Here is a 14,909-nt window from a genome sequence, read left to right on the forward strand (position 1 = left end):
TTCAATTTTCTTAAATATTGCCTGAATTATCGCACCATTTTTTTATGTTGTCAATGGCTTTTTTTCAAACAGCTTCAAGGCAGCGATGCGCTGAGCAGCTTCTTGTAACCGCTCCTCGCTTGTTAGAAGCCCTACTCTCACGTACCCTTCACCGTGAGCACCAAAGCCATTACCTGGCGCTACAACAACATGCGCTTTTTCTAATAATAAATCAGAAAAGGCTTCAGATGAATATCCTTCTGGCACCTTTAACCAAGCAAAAAATGATCCCTTTGGTGCACTGACTTCCCAGCCAATTTCTTTGCAGGCAGCTATCCACACATTCCGCCTTTTCTCATATCGGTCATTTTGCACCCGCACGCACGTTTGATCGCTTAATAGGGCTTCCGCTGCTGCATCCTGCGTGGCTTTAAACAACGAGACAAACAAATGATCCTGATAAAGCTCAATCGCTTCAATAACAGACGGATTCCCTGCCGCAAATCCTACTCTCCACCCTGCCATATTGTACGTTTTAGACAATGTGTAAATTTCTATTCCCGTCTCTTTCGCTCCATCTACTTGCAGAAAGCTGATCGGCTTTTCCCCATCAAATCCAATGCCGCCATATGCAAAATCATGAACAACACAAAGCTTGTGATCTTTCGCAAATGTAACGGTTTCTTCAAAAAATGAACGGCTTGCCGTAGCCCCCGTCGGATTGTTGGGGTAATTTAAATACATTAATTTTGCCTTTTTCTTATCATCCTCAGGCAGCAAATCGTAGTCAGGTAAAAAATCATTTTTTTCAAGAAGTGGCATGGTCACCATATGCGCTCCAGCAAGTACAGCACCTGACCAATAATCAGGATAACCAGGGTCAGGGACTAAAAGCGTATCACCCGGATTCAGCAGGCATTGAGGCAGCTCAACAAGCCCTGCTTTCCCGCCAAATAAAATCGCAATTTCCGTCTTTGGATCAAGCGTAACGCCATATTCTCTTTCATAAAAAGCGGCAGCGGCCTTTTTTAATTTCGCTGTTCCACGGAATGAGGAGTATTGATGATTTTCAGGTTTTGCTACCGCTTCCTGCATGGCTTTTACAATGTGCGGAGGAGTTGGCTGATCAGGATTTCCCTGCCCCAAATTAATGATATCTGCCCCTTCCTGCACTTTTTTCTGCACCTTTTGGACAAGAGACGCAAAAAATTGTTTCGGTAATTGTTTCAACACATCTGATTGCTGGAATTCCATTTCTTCACCTTCTATTCAAGTTACGTGACAATACAATCACTGTAATGGATTGTTTTATGAATTGTAAAGCAATTTTGAAAAAAGATTGACATGTAAAGCGCAGCTCTGATAATATCTTGAATTAAGAAATGCAAACAGACACGAAACAATTACATATTGATTTCTCTTATCGAGAGTTGGGCGAGGGATTTGGCCTTTTGACCCCAACAGCAACCGACCGTTAATACCACTGTGAAGTGGGGCGCAGCAAGTAACGCGCCAAGACAATTGTCTTATAGGGCACGGTGCTAATTCCATCAGACGTATGTGCTGAGAGATAAGAGAGGCTTTGAGCATACACACCATCAAGCCTCTTTCTCTCAGGAGAAAGAGGCTTTTTTATATGATTTGGAGGGGAAGCAATTGGTTACACTTACGGCATCATATGAAGAACTAACAGAAAGCTCGGCAGTTGCACTCGCAATTAGACTTGGCTTAATCCAAGAAAGCAGTCATTTGACTTGTACTGAAATCGGCGACGGGAATTTAAATTACGTCTTTCATATTTATGATCACAAACAAGAAAAAGGATTGATCATCAAGCAGGCGCTACCTTATGCAAAGGTGGTTGGTGAGAGCTGGCCTCTTACATTAGACCGGGCAAGAATTGAAAGTGCTGCCCTGATCAAACAGTCAGAATATGCTCCGCATCTCGTACCAGCGGTCTATTACTCGGATACAGCTCTTGCAGTGACAGCCATGGAGGATCTCTCACACTTAGAAATCGTCAGAAAAGGGCTAATTGCCGGAAAACAATATCCGCATTTATCTGATCATGTTGGAGAATTTTTAGGAAAAACACTTTTTTACACATCTGACTTTGCGACAAATCCTAAAATCAAAAAACAATTTGTGAAGCAATTTACGAACCCTGACCTGTGTGATATCACAGAAAAACTCGTCTTCACAGACCCTTTCTTTGATAGTGAAACAAATGACTTCGAAGAAGAATTAAGAGAATCAGCAGAAGCGCTTTGGGCAGATCTTGAAGTGCAGGCCAAAGCAGCAGAATTGAAGCGTATATTCCTGACATCAGCTGAAACATTGGTTCATGGAGATCTTCATACAGGCAGTATTTTTGCAAATGAGACTGAAACGAAAATCATTGATCCAGAATTCGCGTTTTACGGTCCCTTTGGATTCGATATCGGCCACTTTATCGCCAATCTGTTCCTGAATGCTTTATCTCGCGAGAATGAACACGAGCAGCAGCACCTTTTTGACCATGTCGTCAATGTATGGGCAACATTCAAAGAAGTGTTCACAAAAGCTTGGAAAGAGGACAGCATTGAAGCATTTAGTGTATCGGACAGCTTTTTAGAAACAACGTTTGACCGGATTTTAAAAGAAGCGACAGGCTTTGCCGGCTGTGAGCTTGTCCGCCGAACAATTGGTCTTGCTCATGCCGCTGATCTTGATGCGATTCCATCACCAACTAGACGGATTCAACAGAAAAAAGCAGCACTGACACTTGGAAAAACATTTATCAAACAATATCATGCAGTGGAAACAGCGTCTGACCTCGTCGCATTATTCCAGCCATCTGTAAAGGAGTGACGGGTTTTGTCAAAAGAATTTGAAGTCCCCCGTTCTGTCGAATGGGAAGAAAACCGTATTAACATTTTAAATCAGCAAAAATTACCGACCGAAACCGTCTTTGAGCATTTATATACGAAAGAAGATGTGTATGATGCAATTGTGACATTAAAAGTACGCGGAGCACCTGCGATTGGCATTACAGCAGCATTTGGATTGGCGCTTAGTGCGCAAGCCATTGAGACAGAAGAAATCGATGTTTTTAAACAAGAAGTGATTCGAATCAAAGAATATTTAAACAGTGCTCGTCCAACCGCTGTGAACCTTGCCTGGGCTTTAGACCGGCTGCTGCAGCGCATTCAGCGTGCAGCGTCAGTGAATGCAGCTAAAACAGATCTTGTCCATGAAGCCATTCAAATTCAAATAGAAGATGAAGAAACATGCAGACAAATCGGTCAAAATGCACTTCAGCTCTTTAAATCAGGTGACCGTATCATGACCATTTGTAATGCAGGTTCCATCGCAACGAGCCGGTACGGAACAGCCCTTGCTCCTTTTTATTTAGCCAAAAAGAAAAATCTTGACCTTCACATTTATGCATGTGAAACACGCCCTGTTCTTCAAGGCGCTCGTCTGACAACATGGGAGCTTATGCAAGGCGGCGTGGATGTGACACTCATTACAGATAACATGGCCGCCCATACGATGAAAGAAAAGCAAATTTCTGCTGTCATTGTTGGAGCTGACCGTATCGCCCGTAATGGAGATACAGCGAATAAGATTGGAACGTTAGGTCTTGCCGTTCTAGCCAAACATTTTCACATTCCGTTTTTTGTAGCAGCACCGCTTTCCACTTTTGATGTATCCACCCATGACGGGTCAGATATCCCAATTGAAGAGCGCGACCCGCTGGAAGTAAAGGAATTAAACGGTGTCCCCATTGCACCGCCCGATGTTCAAGTATTCAATCCCGCCTTTGATGTCACTCCTCATCATCTCATTTCAGGCATCATTACAGAAAAGGGAATTATCACATCGAACTATGCAGAAGAGATTGATGCTCTTTTCGCCGAAAGCATCTCCCAATAATCGCAAAAAAGCGCCGTGTTCTTGTCATTTAAGAGCACCGCGCTTTTTTGTTTCTTGATTCGTTTTCGTTAAAATTTCTTCTTTCTGTTCTTCCGTCAAAACGTTCATTTTGACACATAGTGACGTAACTGCATACACTTTACCTTTTTTGCCCCAAAACATGCCAGCGCCCTCCTTTTTCCCTCAACCAACTTTTTTAGCTTAATAAAAGGATATGTCGCTTAGGAAAAATTCGGAACAGGTCAATCGATTTATTTTTGAACAAATGGGATGCCTTCTAATTCAAGGAGGACCGCTTTCATGTCTGTCTTCGATCCTGCATAGCCCGTCAGAGACCGGTCTTTTCCAATCACCCTGTGACACGGTATAAAAATAGGTAATGCATTTCGTCTGTTAGCTTGTCCGATGGCTCTTACAGCCTTGGGATTGCCTATCGCTTCTGCAATGTCTGCATAGCTTTTTGATTCACCATATGGAATGGCCGACAATGCTCCCCACACCTGCTCTTGGAACGGAGAACCTGTTTGCTTGAGCGGGAGATCGAATACTTGACGCTCTCCCTTGAAATATTCATCCAGCTGCTTTTTCGCTTCTTGTAAGACAGGCGTATCTTCTTGGTTTAGATTCATTGCCTGCTTTTTTGCTAAAAACGGCTCATCATCAAACATTACCTCGATGATGGCACCGTCCTTTTCTAGTATGTATAATGCCCCGATGGGTGCGTGATAGACGGTATAATACACGTTACTGCTCTCCTTCTTGTTTCTGCTGCCTTAGTGGAAGCGTGAGATGGAAGACGGTTCCTACGCCTTCCTCACTTTCTACTTCAATGGTTCCTTGATGCTCTTCAATAATTTTATAACTAACCATTAAACCAAGTCCAGTTCCTCTTTCTTTCGTTGTATAAAAAGGCTCACCTAGACGCTTTAGCTTATCCTCCGCCATTCCGCAGCCTTCATCACGCAAGGAAATGACAATATGCTCCTCGCCCTTCCGCTGAATGCTCACATAGACATTTCCTTTGCGCGGCATGACTTCAATTGCATTTTTTAAAATGTTAATAAAGACCTGCTTTAATTGGTTTTGTTCACAATATATCAGTGGTATCTCGTCCAGCACATTGAGATGCATTTGAACATTGCCAAGATTCGCCTGTGCGTGCAGAAGATCCATCGTGTCTTTCACAATTTGCACCACATTTTTTTCTTCATATACAATGGCTTGCGGTTTCGCTAAAATCAAAAATTCAGTGATGATGGATTCTATTCTTTTCAGCTCTGATGTGATGACATTAAAATAGAGCGAATACTCCCCTTCAATATTTCCTTTTAATAGCTGAATGAAGCCTTTTAATGCTGTCATCGGGTTTCTAATCTCATGAGCAATTCCAGCAGCAAGCTCTCCGACCACATGAAGGGTATCTGATTTTCTCACCCGCTCTTCTAATTCCTTCCGCTCTGTCACATCTCTAAAGATGGCCAAATTCATATTATGGATAATGTTACGTTTAAAAGAGAATTCCAGTATACGCTGATCTGGATGGTTCAGTACAAACGGAACCTCATTGTCCATTTCATCTAATGACATCGCCTCGGCTGGTTGAGCCAAATTTTCAATTTGATAAGGGGCAAGGATGTGGAAAAGATTCATTTCTGTTAAATGATCGTCCTTCAATTGAAGCAGCTCGCTTGCAGATGGATTGACTTCAATGATTCGGTATTGATTATCAAAAAGAACAATGCCGTCCATTGACCCATTAAATACTTTACGGAATTTGAGCTCACTTTCGCGTAGCTCCTGCTCCATTCTTTTTCGATCACTTACATTACGTAAAATGGTTAGGTGCTGTCCTTCTAATACCGCATGTTTTGATGTAAACTCAAGCTCTTTATACTGCCCATTTGCCATTTTGAACAATAGCTCTTCCCTTATTTCATGATTGCGGATATAGCGTCTTCTTGTTGGTCTATATCTCTTATCAGATTTGACGAGAAAGTCGGTAAGTTTTTTGCCAATCAGCGAGTGCATCGGTAATTCAAAAATTCGACAGGCTGATTCATTGGCTCTCACAATCTCTCCATCATCCGCCCATATGATGATGGCATCCATTGCATTTTCGAAAATTTCTCTAAAGCGTTCTTCACTTTTTAACAGTTTCTCTTCCATCAGTCTTTTTTCTGTAATATCCCGCATGATGGACATATAAAAACCACTCATCACATTTGATGTAATGGTGAGTTCGAATAATTTTTGCTGGCCAGATTGAAGGGTAACAGGAAGCTCCCCTTTTGCTTTCCCTGTTTCTTTAAGTGACGTTAAAAGATGCTGCAAAGCTGGAAGATTATCTCCTTCAACAAATTCATGCAAATACCGATCGGTTAAATCAGTCTTTTGCAGCTCAAAGCTCTGACAAAAAGAATGATTCGCATCAATCATGCAGCCATCCTGATCAAATATGACCATCCCGTCAATGGCCCGGTCAAACAAATCTTTGAACAGCTGCTCATTCATGGAGCGTTCTCGTTCTAATATTTTCTTTGAAGAAATGTCTCGCATGACCACTATATATTGCTGATTCATGGTGTCATGCTCTGCGACAAATTCAATGTATTTTGTTTCACCACTTTCAAGCTGAATGGAGATTTCTCTTTTTAACGTACCTTTTCGAAAAAATAGATCGAGTGAGCATTCAACTTTATCTTTCGGGATGCCGTATAGGAAATCTAGAACGGATTTATTGAGGAGGTCTTCTTTCGGTGTCTGTACAAGCCTGCATGTTGCTTCGTTGGCTTGGATGATGTTGAGGTGTTGATCAAATATAAAAATGGCATCTAGCGTCTTATTTAACAGCATTTTTTGCTGCATCAACTCAGTTCGCAAATATTCGTTCTCTTTTTCTAATTTTCTGATATCTCCCGCAGGGGTTAATCTATTGCCATCGAGCGTTTCAGTCATTCTCTTACACTCCTTTTCCAGCCTCATTCCTCTACAATATTTCTACAATATTTTCATTGTTCCTTCATTCGACTCATAAAAAAAGATAACTTTTTACACGAAGACTGTCTCATTTATTTCATTTGAATGACAGGATTGTATAACAATTCACTTTTCTTACGCTTCTTTTACAACCGTTCTACAATTTCACATCAAATAGCGAATTAAGCGAAAATGTATTTTAGAATGGGGCAAATAAGGGAACAGTGCACTTAGAACATTTATGTTTGAAATCGAGCAGGAAAGGTGATGTTATGGCATCTTCACGAGATAGTTATTTTGATAATGCAAAATTCCTTCTGATTTTTCTAGTTGTTTTTGGTCATTTGTTACGATCATTCATTCACGATAATGACTGGATGCTCTATTTATACAAGTTTATTTATACCTTTCACATGCCCGCCTTTATTTTAGTTTCTGGCTTTTTTGCAAAAGGGTTTAGAAAACCGGGCTTTATGAAAAAAGTCGCCGTTAAGCTGATCATCCCATATTTAATCTTTCAGGTGATCTATTCGGTTTACTATTACCTATTACAGGATCAAAGCATAACCAATTTAAATCCAATTGATCCGCAATGGTCCTTATGGTTTTTAATTAGTTTATTCTTTTGGAATTTGCTACTTATTCCTTTTTCAAAACTGCCGTTCCACTGGGCAATGATCGTCAGTTTATCGATTGCATTACTTGTCGGTTATGTGGACAGCATCAGCAATACACTCAGCTTATCACGTACGTTTGTCTTTTTGCCTATGTTTTTAGCTGGATTTTATTTAAAAAAGCAGCATTTTGAATTCATTCGTACAAGCAAAGGAAAACTGGCAGCACTTTTTGTATTAATGGCTGTCTTCCTGTTTTGCTACTTCTATGAATTTGATTATTCCTTCTTATTTGGCTCAAAGTCGTATGCTTCTCTAGGAGATGAAGGAATGATTGCGGCGATGAAACGAATGGCATGGTATTTGCTTGCATTTGGTGCTACATTCAGCTTCTTTGCATTAGTTCCAACACGCCGTTTCTTCTTTACAAAATGGGGAACAAGAACGTTATATGTTTATTTATTACATGGCTTTGTGATCAAGCTGCTAAGAACCACTTGGTTTGATGACTGGGCGCTAAATGCAGCAAGTGTACTCATTTTATTGCTGCTGACCATTCTGTTAACCTTTACCCTTTCTAGCACTTTTGTCAAAACCGTTGCTCAGCCAGTGATTGAACTCAAAATGAACAACTTCATGCGAACGATCACCGGCAGGCAAGGGAGTTATATCAAATAAAAAACGATCCTTATTGGATCGTTTTTTCTATTTCTTATTCTGCTTACATGCAACATCTTTCTTTGGCTTCATCAACGTATCAATCCATTTGCTGCTGTTGATATCTCCAAGCTCACTGCCAAATTCCTCTTCTAAAATATCTGGGTCCATTGGCTTTTTATGGTCCTTCATCTCTTTGCTCTTCACATGCTTCTTAGTCACGAGATGCCCCCCCTTGTTTCCCTTTATGAGAATTTCGGTTTGCCTGACGATCTCTTGATTGTTCGTCAAATTGGGTTTGTCCTTGATCATGCGCCATGCTTTCTGTCGGCGTCATATTATTTGTTAATGCTTCATTTTTCGCTGCTTTTCTTTTCATCTGAATTCAGTCCTTTTTTGACATGTTTAGTTCTTCTCTTAATTGGTCAAGGAGTTCCTTCATTTGCTTGACCGTCACTGGCTTTTCCTCAGGTTTTAACTCATAGCCAATTTGTCCATTGGCTTCTAGCGTGGCTTTTTTGAGACAGCTGATGTCAGTGATGCCTTGCTGCTTTAAACGCATTTTAAATTGATCCCTTGTGAGCCTTGTTTTCTTCAGCTTATGATCAAGCATTTCGCCATCCTGTAAAATCACGACCGATTTGCCTGAAAGCAATTTTTCAAAGAAATCAGATTGAATCGACAGCTTTTCCATTATGACAAGTGCAACAATAAAGATGGTAGCTGCATAAATGGTTTCAAGTAAATTATGCTCAATAAAGGGTTGGATAATAATCGATCCGATTGAAATCATAATCACTGTTTGTTGTACAGTTAATTGACTAATGGATTTAGGCCCTGCTATTCTCAGCAGCAAGGTACCAACTAGCAGCATGACAATTGCTTTCCATAACACATCCAGCACGTCTCGTTCACCTCTTACCTATAGATTGCGAACATCCCATGTGATTTAGCCAGTTAGATATTGGAAATAAAAAAACAGCATTCAAATTGAATGCTGTTTAGCCAATGATGACGCGCTCTTTCGGATAATGATAATTCGCTTCGCTTTCTCTTCGGCCGATTAAATATAAAAAGCTTGGAATACCGATCCGTCCAATAAACATGACAATCATGATGATACATTTACCAAACACAGTGAGATCTGATGTAATCCCAAGCGACAGTCCCGTTGTTCCGAAAGCAGAGCAAACTTCAAATAAATTTTCAAGAAGTGTATTATGCTCTGTTAAGGATAACAGGAACGTAGCGCCAAAAACCAAAATAAAGGCCATCATGGTCACCATAAGGGATTTATTAATATCCGCTTGATGAAGCTCCCTCTTGAAGATTTTGATGGACTTATTTCCCCTAGCATAATGAAACAATGCGAGTAAATTAAGGGCAAACGTAGTTGTCCGAATTCCGCCCCCCACAGAGCTTGGGGAAGCCCCGATAAACATGAGCATACATAAAAATAAAAGCGTCGGTTCGGTCAGCTGCGTAATATCTAACGTTGTCAGCCCCCCGCTTCTTGTTGCAGTCGATTGAAACAAAGAGTAAAACAAGATTTCGTGCCAGCTTTTCCCTACGAAGCTAAACCCGGCTTCAAGTGCATAGATTCCAATCGCTCCAACAACGACAAGACCGCCAAACGTGAGCGTTGTGATTTTTGTAAACAATGAGAACGATGCGTGCTTTCGGTCCTGATTGAACAAATAATCCTTCACTTCCACGAGCACAGGAAAACCAATCGCTCCAAAGATGATCAGCAGCATCGTAATAAACTGGACGAAATAATCATCTTTGTAAGGGATAAGAGAGCTCCCCGTAATATCGAAGCCCCCATTGGTTGTCGCACTAATACTCGAGAAGAAGCCATGTAAGAAAGCTCCTTGCACATCATAATATTTGAGAAAATACATGCTTAAAATGAGCCCGCCGACAAACTCAATCAGTAAAATTAAATATAAGACATGCTTCATTAGTTTCACAATTCCAGATAAATTGCTCTGGTTTTGATCTGCCATGATAAGTTTTCTTTCTTTAATTCCAATTCTTTTTCGCATGACAAGCCATACGAAGGTACCGAGCGTCATAATGCCAATGCCTCCGATTTGCAAAACAAACGCAAGGATCCACATCCCTGTGACACTAAATGTTTGTGAGGTGTCGACAACAGTCAGTCCTGTGACACTTACAGCACTCACCGCTGTAAACAAGGCATCAATGAATGTCCATTTGACTCCCTCTTGATGAGCCACTGGAAGGCTGAGAAGAATAAGCGACACGGTTACAGCAAGAAAATAATAAAGGGCAATCAACTGAAACGCTGACAGCCGGTCAATTAGCTTTTTTATAGGATTCATTGTCATTCCTTCTTTTATCTATCTTTTCGAATACCTTTATCATTTTAATGAAAAGAGACATGATTTTAAAGCTATTTTATGCTTTATTTTCTTTTTCATCAAAAAGAAAAAGACATCCTGTAAAAGAATGTCTTTTCGTCCTTCTTATTTTGCTTCTAGTCTTCTGATTCTTTCGTTTAAATCAGGGTGTGTTGAGAAAAGAGAAGCTTTTCGTTTACCGCTGATTTTTAGCGTAGCGACTGCTGTTTGGTCATCATCTTTGATTCTTGACGTGTACGCCTCAAGTGAACGAAGCGCATGAATCATTTTATCTTTACCTGCAAGGTCGGCTCCGCCGCGGTCTGCATGGAATTCACGGTGTCTAGAATATGCAAACACGACAAGGCTTCCTAGGACAGAGAAAATGATTTGGAAAACAATCACAGCGATAAAGTGAACAATCGGCACAAGCTCTTCACGTGAAACAAAACGGCTTGCGATCCATGCCGCAATTCTTGAAAGGAAGACAACGAACGTGTTGACGATTCCTTGAAGCAGCGTCATTGTCACCATGTCACCATTTGCAACGTGAGCGACTTCGTGGGCAATTACACCTTCAACTGCTGCATCATCCATTTCATGAAGCAATCCAGTTGATACCGCAACAAGTGATCTTCTCTTAGAAGGCCCTGTTGCAAATGCATTTACTTCAGATGATTGATAAATACCAACCTCAGGCATTTTAGAAAGGCCTGCTGCTCTTGAAAGTCTGTGCACGCGGTCAACAAGCTGCTGCTCATCATATGTTAATGAATCCTTTTCTGGATTTAACACACGTACACCCATCATCATTTTTGCCATCCAACGAGACATTGCAAGTGACATAAACGAGCCAACAAAACCAACAACTGCACTGAATACAAGAAGATAAAGGATATCAAGTCTTCCGTCTGCTCCTATATAAGAACCAACACCAGTTGCTGCACTAATAACCGACAGTACAATACCAATCGTAGTGATAACAAGAATGTTCGTTAATATAAACAGAAATATTCTCTTACCCATACATAACCTCCGCTGTCATATTAAGTTCAAATGAACTTATTAATAAAATTATAAAAATAAACGTCTCAAATTGCAAGGAAAAAGGAATCACTTTCTCTGTTTATCATAACGGCTAAAGCCCCGTCACATCAATATTTACGACATTTGCTCCAGCTTAAAAGTGAACAAATTGTGACGCGCCGGCTTTGATTTTGAGTTTATTTTGCATTTTCATCAAAAAGAGACTATGATGTTGAATTAGATCAATAATCACGTTTTGACGTACAAATGAGGTGGAACATGGTTACTTTTAAATTAACGAGAATTGACATGACAAGACTTCTGTATTCTCTAAAAGGAGAGGGAGATCTGACTCCGCTTCAGCTTTTGAAACTATCTGTAAAAAATGGCAAGGATCATGACTATGATGAATTAAAGATCCCGTCTTTTTTTGAGAAGCTTGAACGGCGGAAGCAAAAATCAGAGCATGGTCTGTCTACAAATGAAATTGTTGAGCTTGGCAACTTGTGTGAGCTGACTTCTCTTAAATCGACGGCGATTCAAAATTGGATCAAACGTGATATTAAAGATATGATTGGCCATCCAGAGCTTGGCAAAAAATACTCTATTGATCAGGTCGTTATTTTATTAATTGTCAGGGATTTAAAATCAGTTTTTGACTTCGATACCATTCGTGTGATCTTATCTGCCTTATTTAACACCATCACAGATCGAACAGATGATATTATTAGTCCAATCCGTTTTTATGAAGCATATGCGCACGTCCTTGATTTTATTTATCACCATACACAATTTCCATTAAAGGAAACAAATTTACGAGAAATAACCGAGGAGCAGACAGACAAGCTCCATGACGAGTTTACAGAATTGACGAAGAGCCAATGGCATTTGATTAAAGGCATTATCAGTTCTACCGTCTTCTCTGTCTTTACTTCTCATTTGCAAAGCACAGCTCAAGAAATGATGTATAATACGCTGCAGCTGAATAAGGGATAAATAAGAACCGAGGTGACTTCCATCACCTCGGCTTTTTTGTACAGCAATTGCCAGCATAATTGCACGCCGTTTTTTTCAAAATAAGAAGGCGCAACAAACATGAGGTGAAAGGAGGAATATGACATGGCAAATCGAAATCAACTTCTTGTTCCTGGAGTAGAACAAGCTTTAGATCAATTTAAATACGAGATCGCGCAAGAATTTGGCGTCACTCTCGGTTCAGATACAGTCTCACGTGCTAACGGTTCTGTTGGTGGTGAAATCACAAAAAGACTCGTTCAACAAGCTCAATCACAAATGGGCAATCAATCTAAATAAAGACATGGTGAAATACGCCGGAGCTATTCTGGCGTTTTTTTATTGTTCATATGTGTGCTCATGCCAGTTCTCGCGATAAGGAAACGGTGCACCTTTCCCTTTTTGCTTTGCATGTTCTCTTTTTTGTTCAGCGGAAGGATTGTTCAGATCCCTGCCGTTTTTTTTTGCGTGTTTTTCCGCATCACCACGTGATGGTCCGTTCCAGTGTCTTCTTTCATCACGATCAGTTGAGTGATTTTTTTTTTGCTCTTTATCGAAAGAAGGATCCTTTTCTTCCTTTATCTTATTGTCTTTGCTCTCATCAGCAGGTTTTTGAGGCTTTTGAACAGATCCTTGCTCTTCCCTCTCTGCTTCCTTCTGCTCTTTGTCCTCAGCTTCTGGAGACTCTTGATCTGGCTGCATCTCTTTGCTATCGTCTGTTTTTACGTCTTCTTGTTTGTCTTGATCTGCTTGTTCTTCATCATGTTTCTTAGGATCTTCTTCCTTCACAGCATCGTTCTCTGCTGCGTCTTCATCCTTTTTGATATCTTCATGTTCTTTGTCTTGCATTTCTTGATTTCTAATATATGTTCCTGTTGAAATGCCTGCCTTTTGAGCTTTTTCCCTTGTTTCCAGGTCACTTTCCACAGTTTCCAGCTTATAATTGCGTTTTTGATATTCACCAGAAATGGTGTTAATTTTGCTTTTTACGTTTGTTTTATATGTATTGTCCTGCTTGTTTTCATAAACGGTTGAAATATAAATACTTTTAGAGTCGTTCACATATCCTTTTTTGTCACAGTCATCTATAATTTCCTGCACGACTTTGGTCATGTCGTTTTTTTCTAAATCCTTCATGCTCGCCAGTACTTGCTTCGCATCTTTATTCAGCGGTGTGACACCGATCACTTGATAATTGTGATCAAGCTTCAGCTCAAAGCTTGGGTTAATGTCAATTGTCATATACGCATATGCTTTTTGACTTGAGAAAGATGGCATCATAGTAAAAATCACGACAATAATCGCTGCTATTGATAGGATTCCTGCATTTAACGGGCGTAAACGAAGCAGGTCAAAAAAACCGGCTCTTTTTCTTTCAAGACGTGATTCATTTGGAAATGTCACTTCTTGGCCGATTTCATAGTTTTGCTCTTCATATTTTGTCCGCAGAAATTGTCCATCAGGGGTCAGCAGCGTGACATATTTTTTGTTTTTCTCTACTATAATGCCTCTTCTCATGAATTAAGCACCCCTTTAAGGTAATCTTTCAAATACACATAATCACCTGTCATAATGATCGCCATCGCAATGATATATTTTCTATTTCTCTCAATCGTTTTGCGGCTGACTTCCACTAGCTTTTCCAGCTGCTTGACCGGCAATTGTTTTTTCTGAAATAAAATCGTTCTCAGCTCATCGTGTTCAACGAGTGTATGGGCTACTTTAATGGCATTTTGCCTGGCATCTGCATGCTTTGGTGAATGCTCAAGCAGCTCTTGAAACGTGAGACCGTATACTTTCAGTCGTTCTTTAAAATGTTCAATCTCTTCTCTTCTATGTTCTTGTTCAATTAAACGCCTATATTCATTTGCCGAGAGCTCTGCTTCAATCATGCTTTGAGAGTATTCGCCATTCTCACTTTCTTGCAGGTCCATTTGAACCGTTGGCGCATTCCTTGCTTCTTTTCGAATATAGTCAATCACTTTTCTTTTAATAATTAATTCTGCGAAAGCAAGCAGTGAGTTTCCTTTTTCGGCAGAGTATTTTTCTATCGCTTCATTAAAGGCAATTAAGCCTATGCTAAATTCATCATCTTTTTCATCTATATATCGTTTACAAACGGATGAAACCGTCTTAGCGACAAATGGTTTGTATTGCTCTATTAATGCATTTTGCAGTTCGCTATCACCTTGTTGAATACTGATAGCCGACTGCTCTAATGTTTGCTTTTTCTTTCCTTTTTTAAACAAAAGGCTAAGCAATGGTTTCACCTCAGTTCTCCCTATATTACTCATTTATGATAGCTAATTTATGAGGGAAGCGCAAAGGAAGAAATGAGGAATTCATTTCCTGTTACTCA

General features: G+C 40.2%; 16 protein-coding genes and 1 riboswitch. Of the genes, 5 read left to right on the plus strand and 11 right to left on the minus strand.

The annotated features are described in order from the left end of the window. Positions 1-42 precede the first annotated feature (42 nt). Positions 43-1,233, minus strand: coding sequence for a pyridoxal phosphate-dependent aminotransferase (locus tag QSJ46_RS11990; RefSeq protein ID WP_285604757.1), 1,191 nt, complete (start codon positions 1,231-1,233; stop codon positions 43-45). 164 nt (positions 1,234-1,397) lie between these two features. Next, positions 1,398-1,555, plus strand: a riboswitch (SAM riboswitch). Between the two features lie 80 nt (positions 1,556-1,635). On the opposite strand from QSJ46_RS11990, the gene mtnK reads away from it, so the two are divergent. Both mtnK and mtnA read left to right on the plus strand, forming a co-directional pair. Then, a complete protein-coding gene (gene mtnK / locus QSJ46_RS11995) occupies positions 1,636-2,829 on the plus strand; it encodes an S-methyl-5-thioribose kinase (protein ID WP_039178063.1) in 1,194 nt (397 codons plus the stop codon). Between the two features lie 6 nt (positions 2,830-2,835). Further along, positions 2,836-3,897: an S-methyl-5-thioribose-1-phosphate isomerase gene (gene mtnA, locus QSJ46_RS12000; RefSeq protein ID WP_047202782.1), complete on the plus strand. Its 1,062-nt coding sequence runs from the start codon at positions 2,836-2,838 to the stop codon at positions 3,895-3,897. A 24-nt stretch (positions 3,898-3,921) separates the two neighbouring features. Here the strand turns inward: mtnA and QSJ46_RS12005 are convergent, their stop codons facing one another. The 3 genes from QSJ46_RS12005 to QSJ46_RS12015 all read right to left on the minus strand — a co-directional run bounded on the left by QSJ46_RS12005 (position 3,922) and on the right by QSJ46_RS12015 (position 6,852). Continuing rightward, the gene (locus tag QSJ46_RS12005) at positions 3,922-4,059 is read right to left on the minus strand and encodes a hypothetical protein (RefSeq protein WP_180272401.1); all 138 of its coding nucleotides are present in this window, start codon (positions 4,057-4,059) and stop codon (positions 3,922-3,924) included. 89 nt (positions 4,060-4,148) lie between these two features. Then, a complete protein-coding gene (locus tag QSJ46_RS12010) occupies positions 4,149-4,640 on the minus strand; it encodes a methylated-DNA--[protein]-cysteine S-methyltransferase (protein WP_107163559.1) in 492 nt (163 codons plus the stop codon). Between the two features lies 1 nt (position 4,641). After that, positions 4,642-6,852 (minus strand): PAS domain-containing sensor histidine kinase, encoded by a 2,211-nt coding sequence (locus QSJ46_RS12015; protein WP_039178058.1) that lies wholly within the window; start codon positions 6,850-6,852, stop codon positions 4,642-4,644. A gap of 293 nt (positions 6,853-7,145) precedes the next feature. Between QSJ46_RS12015 and QSJ46_RS12020 the strand changes: the two genes are divergently transcribed. Next, positions 7,146-8,165, plus strand: a complete 1,020-nt coding sequence (locus tag QSJ46_RS12020) for an acyltransferase family protein (protein WP_039178056.1) — start codon at positions 7,146-7,148, stop codon at positions 8,163-8,165. Positions 8,166-8,192: 27 nt separating this feature from the next. Here the strand turns inward: QSJ46_RS12020 and QSJ46_RS12025 are convergent, their stop codons facing one another. From QSJ46_RS12025 to htpX, 5 genes are all read right to left on the minus strand, one after another. After that, entirely contained in the window at positions 8,193-8,366 is a 174-nt protein-coding gene (locus tag QSJ46_RS12025; RefSeq protein WP_181286131.1) for a hypothetical protein, read from the minus strand. Beyond that, a complete protein-coding gene (locus QSJ46_RS12030) occupies positions 8,359-8,523 on the minus strand; it encodes a hypothetical protein (protein ID WP_087975542.1) in 165 nt (54 codons plus the stop codon). The genes QSJ46_RS12025 and QSJ46_RS12030 overlap by 8 nt, the downstream gene beginning before the upstream one ends. A 6-nt stretch (positions 8,524-8,529) precedes the next feature. After that, a complete protein-coding gene (locus QSJ46_RS12035; RefSeq protein WP_047202745.1) occupies positions 8,530-9,048 on the minus strand; it encodes a DUF421 domain-containing protein in 519 nt (172 codons plus the stop codon). Positions 9,049-9,145: 97 nt separating this feature from the next. Next, positions 9,146-10,492 carry a TrkH family potassium uptake protein gene (locus QSJ46_RS12040; protein ID WP_080967163.1) on the minus strand — a complete coding sequence of 449 codons (1,347 nt, stop codon included), beginning with the start codon at positions 10,490-10,492 and terminating at the stop codon, positions 9,146-9,148. Between the two features lie 144 nt (positions 10,493-10,636). After that, on the minus strand, positions 10,637-11,536 hold the full coding sequence (gene htpX / locus QSJ46_RS12045; RefSeq protein ID WP_039178050.1) for a protease HtpX: 900 nt from the start codon (positions 11,534-11,536) through the stop codon (positions 10,637-10,639). Between the two features lie 279 nt (positions 11,537-11,815). On the opposite strand from htpX, the gene QSJ46_RS12050 reads away from it, so the two are divergent. Together QSJ46_RS12050 and QSJ46_RS12055 are read left to right on the plus strand one after the other, a co-directional pair. Next, the gene (locus QSJ46_RS12050; protein WP_039178049.1) at positions 11,816-12,532 is read left to right on the plus strand and encodes a DUF1836 domain-containing protein; all 717 of its coding nucleotides are present in this window, start codon (positions 11,816-11,818) and stop codon (positions 12,530-12,532) included. Positions 12,533-12,655: 123 nt separating this feature from the next. Beyond that, positions 12,656-12,850: an alpha/beta-type small acid-soluble spore protein gene (locus tag QSJ46_RS12055; RefSeq protein WP_024424662.1), complete on the plus strand. Its 195-nt coding sequence runs from the start codon at positions 12,656-12,658 to the stop codon at positions 12,848-12,850. A 39-nt stretch (positions 12,851-12,889) separates the two neighbouring features. Here QSJ46_RS12055 and QSJ46_RS12060 read toward each other — a convergent pair whose 3' ends face one another. Then, on the minus strand, positions 12,890-14,068 hold the full coding sequence (locus QSJ46_RS12060; protein WP_285604758.1) for an anti-sigma-I factor RsgI family protein: 1,179 nt from the start codon (positions 14,066-14,068) through the stop codon (positions 12,890-12,892). Beyond that, positions 14,065-14,820: an RNA polymerase sigma factor SigI gene (sigI, locus tag QSJ46_RS12065; protein WP_039178045.1), complete on the minus strand. Its 756-nt coding sequence runs from the start codon at positions 14,818-14,820 to the stop codon at positions 14,065-14,067. Before sigI ends, QSJ46_RS12060 begins: the two co-directional genes overlap by 4 nt. Positions 14,821-14,909 lie beyond the last annotated feature (89 nt).

This window comes from Bacillus sp. YKCMOAS1 (assembly GCF_030268125.1).
Lineage (GTDB): Bacteria > Bacillota > Bacilli > Bacillales > Bacillaceae > Bacillus > Bacillus safensis.